The organism is Streptomyces sp. AV19, assembly GCF_015999245.1.
GTDB lineage: Bacteria > Actinomycetota > Actinomycetes > Streptomycetales > Streptomycetaceae > Streptomyces.
Map to the genome: position 1 here is coordinate 506,375 of NZ_JAEAMR010000007.1, position 18,645 is coordinate 525,019.

General features: G+C 70.8%; 17 protein-coding genes. 9 read left to right on the forward strand and 8 right to left on the reverse strand.

The window, feature by feature from the left end:
- The first annotated feature begins 78 nt into the window (after window positions 1–78).
- From I5Q34_RS11900 to I5Q34_RS11915, 4 genes are read left to right on the forward strand one after another with little or no spacing between them, the layout of a single operon-like run.
- Entirely contained in the window at window positions 79–1,527 is a 1,449-nt protein-coding gene (locus I5Q34_RS11900; protein WP_234428865.1) for a site-specific integrase, read from the forward strand.
- Complete coding sequence (locus tag I5Q34_RS11905) at window positions 1,527–3,263, forward strand: hypothetical protein (protein ID WP_199892165.1); 1,737 nt, start codon at window positions 1,527–1,529, stop codon at window positions 3,261–3,263. Before I5Q34_RS11900 ends, I5Q34_RS11905 begins: the two co-directional genes overlap by 1 nt.
- Window positions 3,260–5,419, forward strand: a complete 2,160-nt coding sequence (locus I5Q34_RS11910) for a site-specific integrase (protein WP_199892166.1) — start codon at window positions 3,260–3,262, stop codon at window positions 5,417–5,419. The genes I5Q34_RS11905 and I5Q34_RS11910 overlap by 4 nt, the downstream gene beginning before the upstream one ends.
- Window positions 5,420–5,435: 16 nt before the next feature.
- Window positions 5,436–5,930, forward strand: a complete 495-nt coding sequence (locus I5Q34_RS11915) for a hypothetical protein (RefSeq protein WP_199892167.1) — start codon at window positions 5,436–5,438, stop codon at window positions 5,928–5,930.
- 111 nt (window positions 5,931–6,041) lie between these two features.
- On the opposite strand, the gene I5Q34_RS11920 is transcribed toward I5Q34_RS11915, so the two are convergent.
- Window positions 6,042–8,414: a serine protease gene (locus I5Q34_RS11920; RefSeq protein WP_199892168.1), complete on the reverse strand. Its 2,373-nt coding sequence runs from the start codon at window positions 8,412–8,414 to the stop codon at window positions 6,042–6,044.
- Window positions 8,411–8,755 carry a trypco2 family protein gene (locus I5Q34_RS11925; RefSeq protein WP_199892169.1) on the reverse strand — a complete coding sequence of 115 codons (345 nt, stop codon included), beginning with the start codon at window positions 8,753–8,755 and terminating at the stop codon, window positions 8,411–8,413. The genes I5Q34_RS11920 and I5Q34_RS11925 overlap by 4 nt, the downstream gene beginning before the upstream one ends.
- Before the next feature lie 318 nt (window positions 8,756–9,073).
- On the opposite strand from I5Q34_RS11925, the gene I5Q34_RS11930 reads away from it, so the two are divergent.
- From I5Q34_RS11930 to I5Q34_RS11940, 3 genes are read left to right on the forward strand one after another with little or no spacing between them, the layout of a single operon-like run.
- A complete protein-coding gene (locus I5Q34_RS11930; protein WP_199892170.1) occupies window positions 9,074–9,775 on the forward strand; it encodes a M23 family metallopeptidase in 702 nt (233 codons plus the stop codon).
- 25 nt (window positions 9,776–9,800) lie between these two features.
- Window positions 9,801–10,235 carry a helix-turn-helix transcriptional regulator gene (locus I5Q34_RS11935; RefSeq protein ID WP_199892171.1) on the forward strand — a complete coding sequence of 145 codons (435 nt, stop codon included), beginning with the start codon at window positions 9,801–9,803 and terminating at the stop codon, window positions 10,233–10,235.
- A gap of 57 nt (window positions 10,236–10,292) precedes the next feature.
- Complete coding sequence (locus I5Q34_RS11940) at window positions 10,293–10,754, forward strand: VOC family protein (protein ID WP_199892172.1); 462 nt, start codon at window positions 10,293–10,295, stop codon at window positions 10,752–10,754.
- Window positions 10,755–10,766: 12 nt separating this feature from the next.
- Here the strand turns inward: I5Q34_RS11940 and cseC are convergent, their stop codons facing one another.
- The 5 genes from cseC to I5Q34_RS11965 form a co-directional block, all read right to left on the reverse strand.
- Window positions 10,767–12,062 (reverse strand): two-component system sensor histidine kinase CseC, encoded by a 1,296-nt coding sequence (gene cseC / locus I5Q34_RS11945; RefSeq protein ID WP_199892173.1) that lies wholly within the window; start codon window positions 12,060–12,062, stop codon window positions 10,767–10,769.
- Window positions 12,063–12,095: 33 nt separating this feature from the next.
- On the reverse strand, window positions 12,096–12,800 hold the full coding sequence (gene cseB / locus I5Q34_RS11950; RefSeq protein WP_199892174.1) for a two-component system response regulator CseB: 705 nt from the start codon (window positions 12,798–12,800) through the stop codon (window positions 12,096–12,098).
- A 7-nt stretch (window positions 12,801–12,807) separates the two neighbouring features.
- Window positions 12,808–13,506 carry a hypothetical protein gene (locus tag I5Q34_RS11955; RefSeq protein ID WP_199892175.1) on the reverse strand — a complete coding sequence of 233 codons (699 nt, stop codon included), beginning with the start codon at window positions 13,504–13,506 and terminating at the stop codon, window positions 12,808–12,810.
- On the reverse strand, window positions 13,494–14,057 hold the full coding sequence (locus tag I5Q34_RS11960) for a SigE family RNA polymerase sigma factor (RefSeq protein ID WP_199892176.1): 564 nt from the start codon (window positions 14,055–14,057) through the stop codon (window positions 13,494–13,496). The genes I5Q34_RS11955 and I5Q34_RS11960 overlap by 13 nt, the downstream gene beginning before the upstream one ends.
- 211 nt (window positions 14,058–14,268) lie before the next feature.
- On the reverse strand, window positions 14,269–15,171 hold the full coding sequence (locus tag I5Q34_RS11965; RefSeq protein ID WP_199892177.1) for an A/G-specific adenine glycosylase: 903 nt from the start codon (window positions 15,169–15,171) through the stop codon (window positions 14,269–14,271).
- 664 nt (window positions 15,172–15,835) lie between these two features.
- Between I5Q34_RS11965 and I5Q34_RS11970 the strand changes: the two genes are divergently transcribed.
- A complete protein-coding gene (locus tag I5Q34_RS11970; RefSeq protein WP_234428732.1) occupies window positions 15,836–16,378 on the forward strand; it encodes a pyridoxamine 5'-phosphate oxidase in 543 nt (180 codons plus the stop codon).
- 117 nt (window positions 16,379–16,495) lie between these two features.
- A complete protein-coding gene (locus I5Q34_RS11975) occupies window positions 16,496–17,338 on the forward strand; it encodes a hypothetical protein (RefSeq protein WP_199892178.1) in 843 nt (280 codons plus the stop codon).
- 88 nt (window positions 17,339–17,426) lie between these two features.
- On the opposite strand, the gene disA is transcribed toward I5Q34_RS11975, so the two are convergent.
- Window positions 17,427–18,560: a DNA integrity scanning diadenylate cyclase DisA gene (gene disA / locus I5Q34_RS11980; RefSeq protein ID WP_199892179.1), complete on the reverse strand. Its 1,134-nt coding sequence runs from the start codon at window positions 18,558–18,560 to the stop codon at window positions 17,427–17,429.
- Window positions 18,561–18,645: the final 85 nt, after the last annotated feature.

An 18,645-nucleotide genomic window follows, 5' to 3' on the forward strand; every position in this document is an offset into this window, starting at 1 on the left:
AGGGCTCCGCCTCCTCTGACCTGCGAGTTTGCGCGTTGCGATTTCCCGAGTCGCATACGTACGGTCTCGCAGGTGTTCATGACGTACTTCTCACCGACCGGCTGGGAGTCCTGGGGACTCTCGAGCCAGCCGACCGTCCCGGAGCGCATGCCGGTCCTGATCGACGAGGACCTCCGCTTCGAAGACGCGGCCGGCCCTCGCACCACAACGGTGCTCAACCAGTGGCTCCAGGAGCTCCCGGCGCTCGGTTGTCCGGCACCGGAGTCGTGGGAGACCTATGCCCGAGTCGCGCGGGACTGGACGGTGTTCCTGGCCGAACGGGGCATCCACCTCTTCGACACCCGCGCACAGTTGAAGCGCGGACTGAGCGTGTACGCCGTGCACCGTGCGATCGGACCGGTGAAGGCACGGTTCGCGGCCTCCACCTGGAACCAGCACATGAGCATCCTGTCGGGCCTGTACGGGTGGGCGGTGGACGAGCAGTACGCCAGCGCGGTGCCGTTCACGTACAAGCAGGCCGCCACGATGTACGGCGACCAGGTACGGATGCAGCCGGTGAACTTGGCCAAGCGCCGGATGCCGAAGCCCCATGTGACGATCAAGTACTTCGAAGAGGACTTCGAGGACCTGTTCCTGAAGGGGCTGGCAGGGCTGTGCCCGGACGGCAGCGAGGACCCTTGCTACCGAGGGCGGACGACGGCACGCAATGCGGCGGTGGGCGGGTTCGCCCTGTCCAACGGGATGCGGCGTCAGGAGTTCACGTATCTACTGTCGTGCGAGGTGCCGGCGTTGCCGCGGCGGCGGTCGGCACTGCCGATCCGGTTTCCGGTGCCGGCCGGGATCACCAAGGGCCGGAAGTTCCGCACCACGTGGACGACGTATGACGCGTTGACCCGACTACACCAGTACATCCGAATGCAGCGCGCGCTGGCAGCGACGGGGTCGTCGTGGCGGCCGCCGTCGCGCTGGGGTGACCCGCTGGTGGTGACGGAGGCCGGCGAGGCCGGCGGCCGGGTCAACGGGGAACGGGTGGCCTGGGCTGAGCTGACTCCGCGCGAGCGCCGGCTGCTGGTGGCGCCGGGGGGCGGCTCGATGCTGCTGGCCCTGCAAGCGGACGGGAGCCCGTTCCTGGACTGGGGCACCGTCTTCAAGCGGACCTCGCAGCGCATCCGGGAGCGGTTCGAGCCGCGGTTTCCCCACACCGCCCCGCACCGGTGCCGGCACACGTTCGCGATCAGGACGCTGGAGCGTTTGGTCGGCGGCTATTACGCCCAGGCGGCGAAGCTGGTCAAGGATACCGACGCGGACGCGGCGCTGGCGCTCTATTTGAGCAAGACCGATCCGGTCATGGTGCTGCGGGATTTGCTTGGCCATTCCAGTGTCCTGACCACGGAGGTTTACCTCCGGCGCCTGGATACGACCCGGATCTACCGCGACGCCTACGAGCACGCGGGCCATGACCACGCCCTTCTCGCCGAGGCGGGGCGGGAAGCCGACGACGAGTTCGACGAGGACGACGATATCTGATGCCCGCGGAGATCCTGGAGAACCCGCTGCGCGTATCCTGCACCTTTACCCGGGGCACCACCTCGGTGCTGAAGGTCGACGATGCCCTCAACCCCGTGCTGACCCGCGAGTTGCTGACCGGCCTGGTCTTCCTGATGCATCCGCACGGCAGGGGCGACTCATACCGCACGCTGGAGAAGCACAAGGGCACCATCGACTGGTTCGTCGCGGCGCTTGCCGAGCGCGGCCATCAGGGTGGTGTGGCTGGTCTGACCCGCGCGATGCTCGCGGAGCTGTGGTGGTCGGCCGGCAACCGACGTGAGGCGGAGAGCCGTAGCCTGCTGGCGGCCCTGGACAGGGAGACCAGGGTGCTCTCTGTGGATGTACGGGCACTCGTGGGCGGCCGCCTCTACAACAGGTATCCCGAATATGAGCCGCACGAGCCCTATGACGAGGTCGCCTGGAACAACCTGGCCGATGCTTGCCGGAGGGTCATCAAGGAGTCGTGGGCAGCTCATCGGGCAGCCCGGACGGCGGCCGAAATGGGCCAGGATCCGTTCGTGCACGGCTGGACGCACGAGAACATCTGCTGGCAGATGCTTCACGACGGACCTGCCACGCCGGCGGAGCTCGGGGCCCGGGCCGGCTGGACGAGGCATCAGGCCCGGTACCGGGTGGGGCCGGTGCACATCCAGCGGGAGGCTCTGTTTCCCGGGCCGCGGGTGATGCTCGCCTACCAGCTGCTGTTCGGCGTCTACACCGGGATCGTGCCCGACGGTATCGACGACCTGGGCGTCGAGGACCTGGAGTGGGCCGGGCAGTCCACCATCCTGCTGCGCTACCTCAAGGGCCGTACCTCACACGAGAGCCTGACCCTGTCGAAGAAGGCCGTGCGGCTGCTGGAGCGCTGGCTCGAGCACTCCGCCCTGCTGCGCGTGCACTGCCCGCCCGAGCTGCGCGAGGGGCTGTGGCTGCGGTTCGAACCCAGCGCCTCCGGTCCCCACCGGCGAGGTCCCTGGCGGACCAGTCGCCCCTACCGCACCACCCTGGCCCAGTGGGTGAACGATCACGGCGTGGTCGATGCGAACGGCGCCGTGATCCGGCTGCACCGCCACGTGATCCGCACGACCTTCGAGTCGCACCGCGACCGGGACTCATGGTTCGGCAGCCGCCGTTCCACCATCGACCCTAACCACTCCCCGGCCGTCGAGGGCGATCACTACTTGTCCGCCATGACGGCGACCCAGAAGAACGCTGTCGAGGAGATTGTGGAACAGGCCCAGGGTGACCTGCTGCGCAAGAGCCGCCCGCCGATGGTGCTCAGTGATCAGGACATCGCCCACCTCGCCGATCAGTTTCCGCATCTGGTCAGCGAGTTGGAGCTGGACGAGGCGGCGATCGCCGAGCTGGTCGGCGGGCAGCGCGACGTGTTCGTGGCGTCCTGCGCGGACCCGCTTGCGGGGGTGCACGGCCCCAAGGGCAAGCCGTGTCCGGCCCGTCCGTGGGTCTGCCTGCTGTGTCCGCTTGCGCTGTTCACGCCCGCGCACGCGGTGAATCTGCTGCGGATGAAGGCGTTCTTCGCCCGCCAGTGGCAGCAGATGCCCGCCGCTCAGTTCATGGCCGTCTTCGGCCACTACGCCCAGCGGATCGACGAGGTCCTGGCCAAGTACGACCCGGCACAGCTCGCCCGAGCGGCCGCCGAGGTCGCGGACAGCGACGACGAGATCCCGCTGCTGCCGGAGGAAAGCACCCGATGACCACCCTCACTCGCCCGAGCTCGCTGCCCGCGCCCACCGCGACGTCACCGTTCGCCGGCGCCGACCTGTGCCGCCTGGCCGGCTTCACGCTCCCCACCGGGGCGCCCCGTCCTTGCTTCGAGGACGATATCTGGGACTTCGCCCAGGTCATCGGCATGCCTGCCTACCTGGCAAAGTGCGCTCGGCGCCTGGACTTCACCCAGATCACCAACCCACGGTGGAAGACCGTGGCCAAGGAGTACGCCGCGGCTCAGATGGCCCCCGGACACGAGGCTGTGCGTCTGCTGCCGCACGCCAACCGCAGCATCAAGGCGATCGGCACGATCTACCGCGAGCTGCTGGAGCTGGTCCGCTGGCTGAACTGGCTGACAGCCCGCGGCATCCGGCACCTGGACGAGGTGACCGAACATCACTGCACGTCGTTCGCTCAGTACCGGGCAACACACCGCCCGAACGGCACGAAGACCCCGCACCGTGAGAGCGTCCACAAGCTCGTCGCCTCGGTGATCCTGGGCCTGGTGCAGTATGGCGAGCTGTTCACCACCGACCGCTACCGCGACGGACTGCGGCCCTTCGCCGGGCACACAGCCGACGAGGTTGCCGGCGCGGACTCCGGTCCGGCGGAGAACAAGACCCAGCCCGTGACGGACGAGGTGTTCCAGCCCCTGCTGGCCGCCGCCCTCTACCTCGTGCAGACCCTCGCTCCGCACCTGGTGCGCGAGCTGGGGACCAGGTGGCGCCAGGATGCCGTCCGGGCATCACTGCCGTCCTCCGCGCTCACCGACCCGGCCGCTTTGGAAGAGGTACTACTCCGCCATGTCACCGACCGGCGGCCCTTCCATCTCCTTCCCGCCCGGACGAAGACCCGGACCTGGGGGCTGGGCAAAGAGGACTCGCTGGCCAGAGTCAACCTGCGTGCCATCGCCCACGAGGCAGGAAAGGGCAATTTCAGCCCTCAACTGCTCGGCCAGATGCGCTCCGTCATCGAAAAAGCCGTGGAAGACGTCGGGGTGGCCGAACCCTTCTGCCGTGATGCCGCGTTGATGGAGCGGGCCGACGGCCAAGGATCGGTGCCCTGGTCGCTGCCGCTGGCCGAGCGGGACCTCCGCACGCTGACCCAGGTGGTGAAGACCGCCGCCCACCTGGTGATCGTGGCGTTGTCCGGGATGCGCCAGAGCGAGTTGCGCGAGATGAACGTCGGCTGCCGCGTCTCACCCGTGGAAGCCGGGCCGGGACTGGTGCGCTACAAGCTGGCCAGCCGCGTCGTCAAGGACAAGCCGCTGGGCGGCGTCGCGGACGAGTGGGTCGTGGTCAAGGAAGCGTACGACGCGGCCGAGGTCGCCGAACAGCTCCTGGGCCCTGCCACCGACATCGGTGACCCGCTGGTCACCGGCCCCCTGGAGCGCACCCGCTTCACGACGTTCCGGAACTGGGTGAACGGACCCGTCGGCCAGCGGCTGGGACTGGCACCCATCCCCGACGGGCCCGTGACCGCACGGATGCTCAGGCGCACGCTCGCCCTGGAAATCGCCTACCGGCCCGGCGGCCTCCTGGCGGCAAAAGTGCAGCTCAAGCACCTGTCTGTGGTCACAACCGAAGGGTATGCAGCACGTCCGGGCGGCGCCCAGGCCAAGTTCCTGGCCGAAGTCAACGCGGAGGAGAACGAACGCAACAAAGACCTCGTCCTCACCGAGTTCCGACGCTATCAGCAAGGGCACCTCCCCGCGGGCCCCGGCGCCCGCGACCTGATCGACTTCTTCGCCAGCGTCGACGGGCAACTCGCTCGCACGAGCGCCGAGGACTCCGTCGTCGTGGACAGCGACCAGCAGGTCCGCGACCTCCTTGCCTCCCGCGCCGAGGTCCTGCACCTCGGGGTCGCGAACTACTGCTGGTTCATCGACCCGTCCAAAGCACTGTGCCTGAAACTGGCCGGCACCCCCGATGCGACGAAGCCCCTGGCGGGCATGTGCGATTCCTCGCGCTGCCCCCAGGCCACCCACCATCCCTGCCACCGGCCCGTCTGGGCCACCAGCGCCCAAACCAAGCAGGCATTCATCGGCTCCATCGCCCGCCGGCAGAAAGCCGAAAAGGCCCGGCTTCACACCGACTTGGCCCGCGACCTTGCGGTCCTCGCCGCCATCGACTCCACCACGTGAAAAGGAAACCCACTCAATGACACGCATCAGCGCAAAGACCCGGGCCCGCAACGAGCAAGCCATACACGCCGCGATGGAACGCCTACTCAGCGGAGACGTGCCGCCCGACGGCAGCACCGACCTGAAGACCCTCGCTCGCATGGCCGAGGTGCCCCGCACGGCCTTCTACCCGAAGAAGAACCGCGACGGCACCCTACGGCCCGGGCCCTACCAGCAACTGGCCGAGGAATTCGACCGACGCCTCAAGACCCTTCACCAGGCCGGAACGATCCCCGACCCGAAGACCGCGCAGATCGAACGACTCAAGAAGGTCAACGCAGCTCTCAAGAAGCGCCTCAACCAGCACGAGGCCGAACTCGCCGAACTCAAGGAGTTCAAACAACTCGCGCTGTCCCGGATCACCGCCCAGCATCTCGAGATCGAGCGTCTGCGCGAACAGGCCACGGCCGACGCGAAAGTAATGACACTGCCCCGGCGAGCAGTTACCAGCGCTATCGGCTCATGCAGCTGACGTTTCTACCACTCCTACCTCACGGAGGTGACCTTCATCACGAGAACCGCACATGCCCGCAGTGGAAAGCGACACGATGAGAACACCCGGCACCACGCCCTCAGCCGCCGCTCAAAGCGACACCGGGCCGAGGGACACAGACTCTGCCAACAGAACGGTCCGGGCGGTGGGCATGGTGCGCCATCTCGTCGCGACCTTAGTGCGGACTTCCTTCGAGGGGAGCTGTCCATAGCGTCGCAGAAGCGGTATCGCTGCCTCGCCGAGGGCGCCGAGTACCTGCACGTAACCCGTGGCCGCGTCATCGTCCAGACCGTCCGGTCCGGGGACGATCCGCAACACGTCCGGGCCCAGTGAGGACAGGAATCCGACTTCCTGTCTTCCCACGGGTACTCCCAGATCTTTCAGCCGTTCCCATGCCCCGTCGTGCACCCCGTCGTCCAATGACGTCGCGCTTGCCGCGCACTCGGCCGCCAGGGTGCGCAGAGCCCATTGCGTACTGCGGTCCTCCGCTGTGTCGTCGACGGCGACGAGTCCTTCGACGACGCGTCGCACCTCCCCCCGGCTGCAGTGCCCGATCACCAGGCGGATGACGTCCTGCCACTGCTCCTCCGCCGCGTGGCGGAGCAGTTCGTCCAGACAGTCGGAGTCCTGGAATTCCTTTGCCGCCAGGTAGTCCTGGAATGTGCGATGAATGAACTGGATGGAATCCATTGCGCGTTCCTGGAGCAGGCCGCTGCGGTTCAGTAAATGGTCCATGAGCGCATCGGCGGTGTAGCGCTGGACGTGGCGCAGGCCACGCATCGCCAATTCGATCTGGCGGACTGCCTGTTTGCGCGTCAATTCCGTCTGTCCGTTGCGGACGAGCCAGATCGCGATGCGCTGGAGGAGTTGCTGGGCGTCCTCGGCCTCGATCCGGATGCCCTCGGGGGTGCCGATGCGGCGGTGCGCGTCGCGCTGGCCCAGCAGCATGGCGAGGGCCGCCTTGTAGAGGGACCAGCGGGAGTGGGGGAGCAGACCGCTGCGGCGGCGGTGGAGGGCGCAGATCACCGCGCAGAGCAGCGGAGTGCGGGCCAGGTCGCGCAGCGTCGCGTTGCGGCGGAACTCCTGGGTGAGTTCCTGCTCCAGGTTGCCGACGTCGGCGTACCGCAGCCGCGCCGCGTCGTGCCACGTTTTCACGAACGCCTCGATGTCCGCGTCGCTCATCGGCAGCAGGCGAAGCTCCTCGAAGCCCTGCCAGTCGAGCCAGTCGTCCTCGACGGCGCGGGGGCGGACCGTGACCAGGCAGCGGGTCTTCGGATACCGGCGGAGGAGCTCGTCCAGCCATTGCCGGGCTGCTGTCCGGTCCGCGCGGGGGAGTTCGTCCAGGCCGTCGACGAGGAGCAGGACCCGGCCCGCGTCCAGTGCGCGGCTCGCCCAGCCGTCCGGTGGGTCGTCCTCCAGCAGGCCGGCGAGGGTCGGCAGTTGGGACGGTCTCGGGCTCGTGATGCCCTGGGCGGCCAGGCGGCGCATGGGGACGATGAAGGGGACCAGGCCGTTCAGGGCGGACAGCTTCGCCGGGAGGGACTGGCACGCGGCGTGCGAGGCCAGCCACCACACGAGGGTGGTCTTGCCGGCGCCCGCCTCGCCGCGGAGCACCGCGCGCAGGCGGGTGGACAGGAGGTCCTCCACTCGCTGCGGGCCCGTGCGCTCGCGGGCGGATTCGCCCTCCAGACTGAGGTACGCCGTGTCGAGATCCCAGCGCTTCTCGTGTTCCCCGAGGTCGTCCAGGCCGAAGACCTCCAGCTGGCTGTAGCGGGCCTTGATCGCCCTCGCGTACCGCTCCTCGTAGTGGAAGTCGTCGACGTGTGGGGATGCCACGGGTATGGGGACTGGCGCGTCCGGCCAGTGCTCGCGCAGGGTCCGGGTGAAGCCAGGGGCTCGGAGGAGCTCCTGGAGCGGGACGGTGTGCAAGGCCGAGTGCTGCCAGCCCTGCGGATCCTCTGCCACCACGCCCACCAGCAGCGGGCCGGCGAAGACGGGACCGCCGGACAGGCCCGACCAGGGCGAACCCCCATGCACGGGAGCCGGCGGGTGGTGCTCGGGGCGGAGCACGCAGCGGCCGCGTAATCGGGCCGCGACCGGGGTCAGAGTGCCCGGTATCTGCGCCAGGTCCAGTTCGCCGGTCTCCGAGCGTTCCACGTCGGGGCAGCCCAGCGCCTGGCAGCCGGGGACCGGCTCCTGGGTGGACACCGTGCCCAGGCGCAGCGGGGTGCCCTCGGGGATCAGGGGGTGCTCGGCGAGCAGGAGCGCCGCGTCGTGGCGGCTTGTCGTGCCCGCCCAGACGGTCCGGCAGCGGACGGGAGCCGGGTTTCCCGGAGCGATCGCCTCCGTCGGCGAGGCTCCGTCCAGGATGTGCGCGCTCGTCAGGATCAGCTCCGGCGTCAGCAGCACTCCGCTGCCCTGCTGGGCGCCGAGGACGGCGACGACCCGTTCCGGAGGCGTCATTCCGTGCCCGGGCCGAAGTTGGAGATTCCGCCCGCGCGTTGGTTGCCGACCTTCCAGCCCCCGCCCGTCCGCAGATCCTTCGGCGTCAGCGTGAACGTCACCTTGTGCGTGCGGGACGAGCCGCGCGAGCCCTCCGTGCCGGCGTCCACGACCCAGGCGCGGACCTTGCCCGAGCCCTTCGCCTCGCGTCGCATCTCGATGCCGAACTCCATCGTGATCTCGCCGACCTCGAAGCCCAGATCCTGGCCCTCGCCGGTCGCGGCCGCGCTGGTCAGGCCGGTGCGGATGGCCTCGACGGCCTCCGCCAGCTCGATTTCCCCGAAGAACGATTCGTCTGTCATCAGCCCTCACAGTCGGTGTGCGTGCGCTGACCGGGAGCGTACCGGCGGGGCCGGGGCTTTGGTCCCGAACCGGGCGGGGCGGAGGTCCCGCCGCCGTTGCGCCGCCGGTGACAAGCCACACAGGGGTCTTCGGACGTACTAAGCGCATTAGCAGGAATTCCGGGACGGGAATCGCTGGGGAAGCGGTGAATTCCCGTACCCGGGATTACTAGGGGAGGTCGTAGAAAGGGCGCTTGGACATGTCCGAAATGGCCGCTATCAAGGTAGGGCGATCCCGGTCCGCAGCCGGGATCTTTCCCTGCCTGGAGGTTTTTCTTTATGTCGAAGCGCACCGCTTTCCGTACCCGCCGCAACGCCACCGCTCTGGCCGTCGGCCTGGGTGCGTCGCTGGCACTGGGCGCGGGCGTGGCGCTGGCCGACGGGGCCGTGCCGAACGGGTTCGCCGGGATGTCCGCGCTGTCGAACGAGTCCGGCGCCTCGCTCAAGGCGCAGGCCGACACGCAGAAGCAGGCCGCCGACAAGGAGAAGCAGGCCGCCGAGAAGAAGAAGGCCGATGAGGAGCGGGCCAGCCGGTCGCAGGCCCGTACCGTTCTCTCCGCCGACGCGTGGGTGAAGCCCGTGGACGGTTACGTGATCGGCCAGTCCTTCGGCGCCTCCGGCAACATGTGGGCCAACAAGCACAGCGGTCAGGACCTGGTCGTGCCCACCGGCACCCCCGTGAAGGCCGTCCACAAGGGCACGGTCGTCAAGGCCGGTGCGAACGGCGGCGGCGACGGCGCCGCGTACGGCAACGCCGTCGTGATCAAGCACGACGACAACACGTACTCGCAGTACGCGCACCTGTCGTCCCTCGCCGTGCAGGTCGGCCAGACCGTGAGCACCGGCCAGCAGATCGGGCTGTCGGGCTCCACCGGCAACTCGTCCGGTCCGCACCTGCACTTCGAGATCCGTACGACGCCGGACTACGGCACCTCCGTCGAGCCGGTCGCCTTCCTCGGCGCCCGCGGCGGACAGCTCTGATCCAGCCCGGGTCATCCTGGGTCCCATGGACCTCGCGCACATTCGCAGGCTGCGGCTGGCCAAGGACGCCATGGACCGCGACTGGGCCGCCCCGCTCGATCTCGACGCGGTGGCGGCCGCCGCGGGTTACTCGCGCTACCACTTCGTCCGCGCCTTCAAGGCCGCGTACGGACGGACGCCCGGCCAGTACCTGAGCCGTCGCCGCATCGAGCGCGCCCAGGAGCTGCTCCGCACGGCGAACCTCTCCGTGACCGAGATCTGCGTGACGGTCGGCTTCAGCAGCCTCGGCACGTTCTCCGCCCGCTTCAAGCGGCAGACCGGGGTGACCCCGAGCGAGTACCGCGCCGCGCACGCTCCGCGCGGGGCCGGTCACATCCCGGGGTGCTACGCCCTGCTCTACAGCGGTGCCTTCCCCGAGACGAAGGAGATGAAGGACCGCAATTCTGGAGAAGCCGGGTGATGCCGGTCGTGCCTACGGTGACGGGGAGACACCGACCGAGCCCCCCGGAGGCACGACATGATCAAGGGCATCGCCATCACCACCGTCTGGGTCCTCGACCAGGACCGGGCGAAGGAGTTCTACACCGAGAAGCTCGGCCTCGAGGTCCGCACCGACATGACCCTGGGCGGTGACAAGGGCATGCGCTGGCTCACCGTCGGTGGCAAGGGTCAGCCCGACGTCGAGCTCGCCCTGATGGTGCCGGGCGGGCCCGCCATGGACCCGGAGTCCGCCGAGGCCGTGCGCAGGCTCCTCGCCAAGGGGGCGCTGGGCGCCGGCGTGCTGGCCACCGACGACGTCCGCAGGGACTACGAGACGTTCAAGGCCCAGGGCGTGGAGTTCCTCCAGGAGCCGCAGGAGCGGCCGTACGGCACCGAGGCGATCTTCCGGGACGACTCGGGCAACTGGTTCTCGCTCACCGAGCACCGCGAGCGGATGGATTTCGGCAAGGAGTGGGGCGAGTGCGTCGAGCCGAAGTGACCGTGACGGCCGTCAGTCCGGTACCTGGATGATCGGGAACGTTCCCGTGCTCGTCGGGGACGACTCCGGCAGCCAGAGCACGGCGATCGCCCCGCCGCCGCCCTCCGCCTCCGGGTCCGCGTTGCGGAAGCTGAGGCGGGCGCCGAGCACCCGGGCCTGACCGGACGCGATCGTCAGGCCCAGGCCGTGGCCCTTGCCCGCGCGGTCCTCGCTGCCGGTGCGGAACCGGCTCGGGCCCTCGCGCAGCAGGTTCTCGGGGAAGCCCGGCCCGTGGTCGCGGACGCGCAGCACCCGTCCCTCGACGGTGACGTCGATGGGCCCCCGGCCGTGCTTGGCCGCGTTGGCCAGCAGGTTGCCGAGGATGCGCTCCAGCCGGCGCGGGTCCGTGGAGACGTACGCGGTGCGGGCCACCGTGACCCGCGCGTCCGGCGAGAACGCCCGCACCCGGCGGCGGACGAAGTCGCCCAGTTCGATCTCCTGCATCTCGGCCCGCTCGGCGAAGCCGTCCAGCCGGGCCACCTCCAGCACGTCCTCCACGAGGGTCCGCATGGCCTGGGCCCGGTCGCGGACGAGCTCGGTGGGCCGGCCCGGGGGAAGCAGCTCGGCGGCGGTGAGCAGCCCGGTGACCGGGGTGCGCAGCTCGTGGGCGATGTCCGCGGTGACCCGCCGCTCGGCCTCCAGCCGGTCCTGGAGGGCCTGGGCCATGCCGTCGACGGCCCGCGCCAGATCGTCGGTCTCGTCGCGCACCCGGCCGCCGATGGCCTCGCGGACGCGCACCTCCCGGTCGCCGTCGGCGACCCTGCGGGCGGCGGCGGACGCCTTGCGCAGCCGCCGGGAGAGCTGGCCGCCGATGAGGACGCCCAGCGCGCAGCCGCCCAGGACCACCGAGATCGAGCCGATGATCAGGGCCTTGTCCAGGTCGTCGAGGATCTTCAGCCGGTCCTGGAACGGCTGGTGTATCGAGAGGATCTTGCCGTTGCGCAGCGGGACCGAGGCCCACACCTGGGGGGTGCGGCCGCTGTCCTGGACGAAGGTGGCGCGCTGCCCGATGGCGGCGGCCTCCCGCAGCTGCTTGGGCAGCGCGGGGTCGTCCACCTTGGCGTGCAGCACGGTGCGGCCGTTGGACTCGTAGTAGCGCTGGGCGAGCTGGACGCGCTGGTCCATCGTGTCCCGGCTGCTGTTGATCATCGAGGCGCGGGCGGCGTTGTGCACGACGAGGCTGAGCGCGATCGCGACCAGCGCGCCGACGCCGGCGATGGCGAGGCTGACCTTCCAGCGCAGTCCGCTGCGGAGGGCGATCTTCACCATGGGAGGAGGGCGTGGGGGGACGTCATAGGAGGCTCAGCCTCTGAGTTTGTAGCCGAAGCCGCGGACCGTCTCGATCCGGTCCTGGCCGATCTTGCCGCGCAGCCGCTGGACGTGGACGTCGACGACGCGGGTGTCGCCGCCCCAGCCGTAGTCCCAGACGCGCTCCAGCAGCCGGTCCCTGGACAGCACCGTGCCGGGGGCCGCCGAGAACTCCAGCAGCAGCCGCATCTCGGTGGGGGTCAGCGCCACGTGCTCGCCGTTCTTGCGGACCTCCATGCCCTCCGTGTCGACCTCCAGGTCGCCGAAGCGCAGCAGGCCGCCGGCCCCCAGCGCCTCGGGGGCGTCCCCGCCGGCCGCCGCGCCGCCGGCGTGGCCGAAGCGGCGCAGCACGGCCCGGATGCGGGCGACGAGCACGGCGCCGTCGAAGGGCTTGGTGACGTAGTCGTCGGCGCCGGCCTCCAGGCCGAGCACCACGTCGATGCTGTCCGCGCGCGCGGACAGCATGATCACGGGGACGGTGGACTCGTCGCGGATGCGGCGGCACAGGCTGACGCCGTCCAGGCCGGGGACCATCACGTCCAGCAGGGCGATGTCGGGCCGCTGGGCCCGGAACCGCTCCAGCCCCAGCAGCCCGTCCGGAACCGCGGTGACGACGAAGCCGTCCCGTTCGAGGGCGAGCTGCGTCGCCTCGCGGATCACATCGTCGTCCTCGACGAAGAGCACATGCGTATCGGCCACGCTGCTCTCAGCCCTCCTGTCCCGAGCCCTCGCTCTTGGTGGTCGTGCCCCCGACCTTGCTGAAGTCGGTGTGGGTGCGTCCGGTCTCCCGGAACTTGCCGTCCGTCCAGTGGTACGTCACCACGTCCTCGCCGGACGGGTCGGCCACGGCGTCGCCGGAACCGTAGATCTGCGTCGTGACCTGGAGGTCACCGCGGTCGATGTCGGCGTAGACGGGCGACGTCTCGGACGAGAACACATTCTCGTACGAGCCGCCCTTTGCACGGTACACATACGAACCGATGCCGATGGCGTCCCCGCACGTCAGGATGTTCACCACGACGTCGTCCCGGGAGCCGTCGGTCAGCTGGCCGTAGATGACGTCGACCGGGTACTGGTCCTTCACACAGGGCTTGAAGTTCTTCTTCACCGCGTCGCTGATCTTCGGATCCGCCTTGATCAGCGCGGCGGCGTCGACCTTCGCGCGGGTGACGGACGGCGAGGCCGACGGCTGCTTGCCGACGGCCTTGGAGCTGGACCGGGTCTGGGCGGGGCCCTCCTTGCGGACCCCTTCGCTGCTGGCACTGCACCCGGCGAGCAGCAGGCCGGCGGTCGCGGCGGTCGCCGCGACCACACCACCCGTGATCAATGCCGGTCGTACCGGGCCCGTGGAACGCTCCGTCCGCGCGGCCCGTCGTGCGGCGATCGCCTTGGTCAGGCCGCGCACCGTTCCTGCCCCCGCTCGTTGCGCTCGAGCGCGTGGAAGTCCAGGTCGCGGCTCTCCAGCTCCTGGCGCAGCCTGGCCAGCGCCCGGTGCAGGGTGCTCTTGACCGTGCCGGTCGACATGCCGAGCGCCTCCGCCGTCTCCTCGGTGCTCATCTGCTCCCAGTGTCGCAGCACCACGACGCTGCGCTGCTTGGGTGCCAGGACTCCGAGGATGTCCATCAGCAGAGCGCGGTCGGCGTGCTGCTCCGTGCCGTCCTCGACGCTGGCGTCGGGGAGCTGCTCGGTGGGCACCTCGTCGAGCTTGCGGGCGCGCCACCACTCCGTACGAGTGTTGATCATGACACGGCGGAGGTAGGCGTCGGCAAGCGACTTGTCGGCTATGCCGTCCCACCGGCCGTAGGTGCGGACCAGGGCGGTCTGGAGCAGGTCCTGGGCGTCGATGGGGTCCGGGACGAGACGGCGGGCGCTGCGCAGGAGGGCGTCCTGGCGGTTGCGAACGTACTCTTCGAAGTCCAGAACATTGCCGTCCAGAACCTTGCCGCTGCTGGCCATACTCGCAGCCTCCATTCCGCTTGCGTCCCCGTGCCTGCCGGTCCGTGCCTGCCGGTCCGGTGCCGGACTCGGTCGTCCAGCACGGAGAGGACGCTACGGAGGAGCTGTTGCGGCGTGATGTGCAGCAGCCCTGCGGCTGGAGCACAGCTGTCCATAGGTTGTGTAACAGCAGGGGAGAAAGAGCGGCTCTGTCCGGTTCGGCGGGTGCCTGCTAGGTCAGCGGGAGGCGGTACGCGCCGTTCTCCAGGGGCTCGACGAGGCCGTCCGCCACCAGGCCGTCCAGCGCCCGTGCGCGCTGCACCGGCTCGTCCCACACGGCGTCCAGCGCCGCCTGCGGCACGGGGCCGTGCGCCTCGCGCAGCACCGCCAGCAGCTTGCCGCGGACCTGCCGGTCCGTGCCCGCGTACGTCTGGCCGCGGCGCGGCGGGCCGTCATGGGCCGGGGAGCCGGCCGCCCGCCAGGCGCACCGCGCGGCGATCGGGCAGCGCCCGCACTCGGGGGCGCGGGCCGTGCAGACCAGCGCGCCCAGTTCCATGGTCGCCGCCGCCCAGCGGGCGGCCACCGCCTCCTCGCCGGGCAGCAGCTCGCGGGCGAGCCGGCGCTCGGCGGCGGTGGTGGCGTTCGGCGGGTACTGGACGCCGGTGACGGCCCGGGCGAGGACGCGGCGGACGTTGGTGTCCAGGACGGCGTGCCGCTGTCCGTACGCGAACGACGCGACGGCCGCGGCCGTGTACTCGCCGACGCCCGGCAGGGCGAGCAGCTCGGCGTGGTCGGTGGGGACCTCGCCGCCGTGCCGCTCGGTGATCGCGGTCGCGGCGGCGTGCAGCCGCAGGGCGCGGCGCGGGTAGCCGAGCCGGCCCCAGGCGCGGACGGCCTCGCCCGGCGGCTCGGCGGCCAGGCCGGCCGGGCGCGGCCAGCGGGCCAGCCACTGCTCGTACATCGGCAGGACCCGGCTGACCGGCGTCTGCTGGAGCATGAACTCGCTGACCATCACGCCCCAGGGCCCCGCTTCCGGGTGCCGCCAGGGCAGATCGCGGGCGTTCGCGTCGAACCAGGCGATGACGGGCGCGTGGAGGGCGCGGGACGTCGGGGACGGGGTGGGCGTCGTAGTCATGGCACGGCCGATCCTACGGGGGCGCGAGGGGGGCGCGAGGGGGCGTGAAGGGGCGTGAAGGGGTCTTGCGGGCGTTCCTGGACGCCTCCCGTACGGGTGAAGCGGAGGCGGACGCCGTCCCTCCGCGCCTCCTCCGTCGCGACGATGGGGGCGTGGAAGGCCGCCGTGAAACCCCGCCGCTGGTCCGCTGCCGGGCCTGTGCGCATCCGCTGTGGTGGGACATGACTCCGGTCCCCGGCCTGGCGCCGGGCTGGTACTGCTCGTCGTGCAAGCACCCGCCGGAGCGGTACCGCAATACGGCGGCGGCTGCGCCGGTGTGCCCGGAGGGGTGCGCGAGCGCGATCGTGGAGACGGGGGGGAGTGGGGGGCGGCGGTTCGTCTGCCACCGGTCTTGAGGGGGGTGGGGATTTTGCCCCGGACCCTCCCCCGGAGGGGGCACCCCCACTTTCACCGTTTCTTCCGGGGCTCCGCCCCTCGGCCCGGCACCGCGCTTCCGCGCCGCGCGAAGCGCGGTTTCAGGGGTCCAGGGGGCGGAGCCCCCGGTCAGCGCGGCGCAGCCGCGTTACGGGGCCGGGGCTTGCCCCGGAGGAAACGGTGAAAGGGCGGGGCGGGGGCAGACCCCCCCGCCGCGGCCCGGCCCCGGCGGCGGAGGTGGAATGGGGGTATGCACGGGATGCGGAACGCGGCGGACAGCGGGCCGTCGGAAGAGATTCGCGCGGCGCTCGACGCGCACAGCACGGTCACGCTCGCCTACGTCGACGCCGACGGGCCGCAGGCCTGCGCGGTGTTCTACGCGGTCGCGGGCGGCGGTGCGGGCGGCGGTGCGGGCGGCGGCGGGGGCGGAGAAGGGACAACCGGCGGACTTTCCCTGGTGTTTGTCACCTCCCCGGCCACCCGGCACGGGCGTGCCCTGCTCGCCGGTGACGTGCCCGTCGCCTTCACCGCCCAGCGCGACGGCCAGGAATGGACCGCGCTCACCGGTCTCCAGGGCCGGGGCGCCTGCCGTCGGCTCGACGGGGCGGAGCGCGCGGCGGCCTGGGACGCGTACCGGTCCCGCTTCCCGTACGTCGAGCGCTCCGAGCGGCTGCGGCAGGCGATGGAGCGCGCCGACCTGTGGGAACTGAGGCCGCGTTGGCTCCGACTCGTCGACAACGGGCGGGGGTTCGGGCACAAGAGCGAGTGGTGCGAGGCATCTGAGGGGCCGTGAAATTTGCGGGGCCAAACGGCATGGAGGCCCTCGCCGCCGGGCAGATGATGAGAAAAGTAGGCACTCATACGGCGGGTACGGGGTGGAGCCCGGCGGGATCTCTCGTAGAGTTTTCGCGTGGGATCACTGCGCAATCCGATCGGGCCGCTTCCCTCGTCCATCTACTGGCGACGGAGGGGAGTTGCGCTTGCCGTGCTCGGCCTCGCCGCCGTGCTGGCGGTGTGGCTGCTCAGCCTCGGCGGTGAGGACACCTCGTCCGACGCCAAGAACGGCGGCCCCCGGAGCGGGGACTCGGGAGGTGCCACCATCACGCCCGGTCCGACGCCGTCCGGGCCGCACTACACCCAACGGCCGGGCGGCCGCGACGAGTCGGGGACCGGCGGTGGCTCCGGCGGGGACTCCGGCGGTCCGGGGCAGGGGAGCGTCGGTGGCCTCGGGAGCGTGGGCGGGGGTACCGGCGGTGGTTCGGGGAGCGCGGGAGGCGGCTCCGGGTCCGGCCCGGCCGCGGGCGCGCTGGGCGCGGGGACGGGAACGGTCCTGGCCCATGACACCAAGGTTCCTGACTGCGCGTCAGGCGCGGTCCACGTGGCCGTGCGCAGCGTCAAGTCCGCCTACAAGCCGGGCGAGCGGCCCAAGTTCGAGATCGTCGTCAAGAACTCCGGCGGCAGCGCCTGCAAGGTCAACCTCGGTTCGCCGGCCGCCGTCCTGAAGATCACGGACCCCTCGGGCGGGCAGCACGTGTGGGCGTCCGACGACTGCCCGCGCGGCCGCGGCGACGTCCTCGTCGAGGTGCCGGGCTCCGGCGAGACCAAGCGCACCCTGGAGTGGGACCGCGCCCGCAGCGCCCCGCAGTGCGCCACCGCGAACACGGGTGCCCCGGCGCAGGCCGGCGCGTACCGGGTCGAGGTGAAGGTCGCGGGAGTCGCCGGGCGGACGGAGTTCGTCCTGGACAAGGGCTGAGGACGTCCTGGACAGAGGCAGAGGACGGGATACGGAGAGGGGCCCCACCGCGTGGGGCCCCTCTCCGTATGTTTTCTACGCCGTGTGACTACACGTACCGCTCGAGGATGGAGGACTCCGCCAGGCGCGAGAGGCCCTCGCGGACCGAGCGGGCGCGGGCCTCGCCGACGCCGTCCACGGTCTGGAGGTCGTCCACGCTCGCCGCCAGCAGCTTCTGGAGGCCGCCGAAGTGGTCCACCAGCCGCTCGATGATCGCGCCGGGCAGCCTCGGCACCTTGGCCAGCAGCCGGTAACCGCGCGGGGAGACCGCCGAGTCCAGCGTCTCCGGGGAGCCGCTGTAGCCCAGTGCCCGGGCCACGATGGGCAGTTCGAGCAGCTCGCTGTGGGTGAGCGAATCCAGCTCGGAGAGCGCCTCGGCGACCGTGCGGGTGCGCTTGGCGGTCGGCTCGGGCACGTAGTCCCGCACGACCAGCTCGCGCTCCGGCTCCACGCCGGCGATCAACTCGTCCAGCTGGAGCGAGAGGAGACGGCCGTCGGTGCCCAGCTCGACGACGTACTCCGCGATCTCCGTGGCGATGCGGCGGACCATCTCCAGGCGCTGCGAGACCGCCGTCACGTCCCGGACGGTGACCAGGTCCTCGATCTCCAGGGCGGAGAGCGTGCCCGCGACCTCGTCCAGCCGCAGCTTGTAGCGCTCCAGGGTGGCCAGCGCCTGGTTGGCGCGGGAGAGGATCGCGCCGGACTCCTCCAGCACCCGCCGCTCCCCGCCCACGTACAGCGCGATCAGCCGCATCGACTGGCTCACGGAGACGACGGGGAAGCCGCACTGGATCGAGACCCGCTGCGCGGTGCGGTGCCGCGTGCCGGTCTCCTCGGTGGGGATCGACGCGTCGGGCACCAGCTGGACGCCCGCCCGGACGATCTTGGTGATGTCCTTGTCGAGGATCAGCGCGCCGTCGAGCTTGCACAGCTCGCGGAGCCTGGTCGCGGAGAACTCGACGTCGAGGACGAAACCGCCGGTGCACATCGAGTCGACGGTCTTGTCCATGCCGAGGACGATGAGCCCGCCGGTGTTGCCGCGAAGCACGCGCTCAAGGCCGTCGCGCAGGGCCGTGCCGGGCGCGACGGCGCTCAGCGAAGCGCGCATCAGGGCGTCGGCATGGGAGCCACCGGAGCCGCCCCCGGCCCTGCCGGGGCCCGATGCCCGGTCGTTGGCTGCCACTGCACTCCTCCGGTCGCATGGTCAACGGTGGCCGCGAACCGCCCACCCCGCGCGCTCGCGCACCCGGTCGCGTGCTGGGGGCACC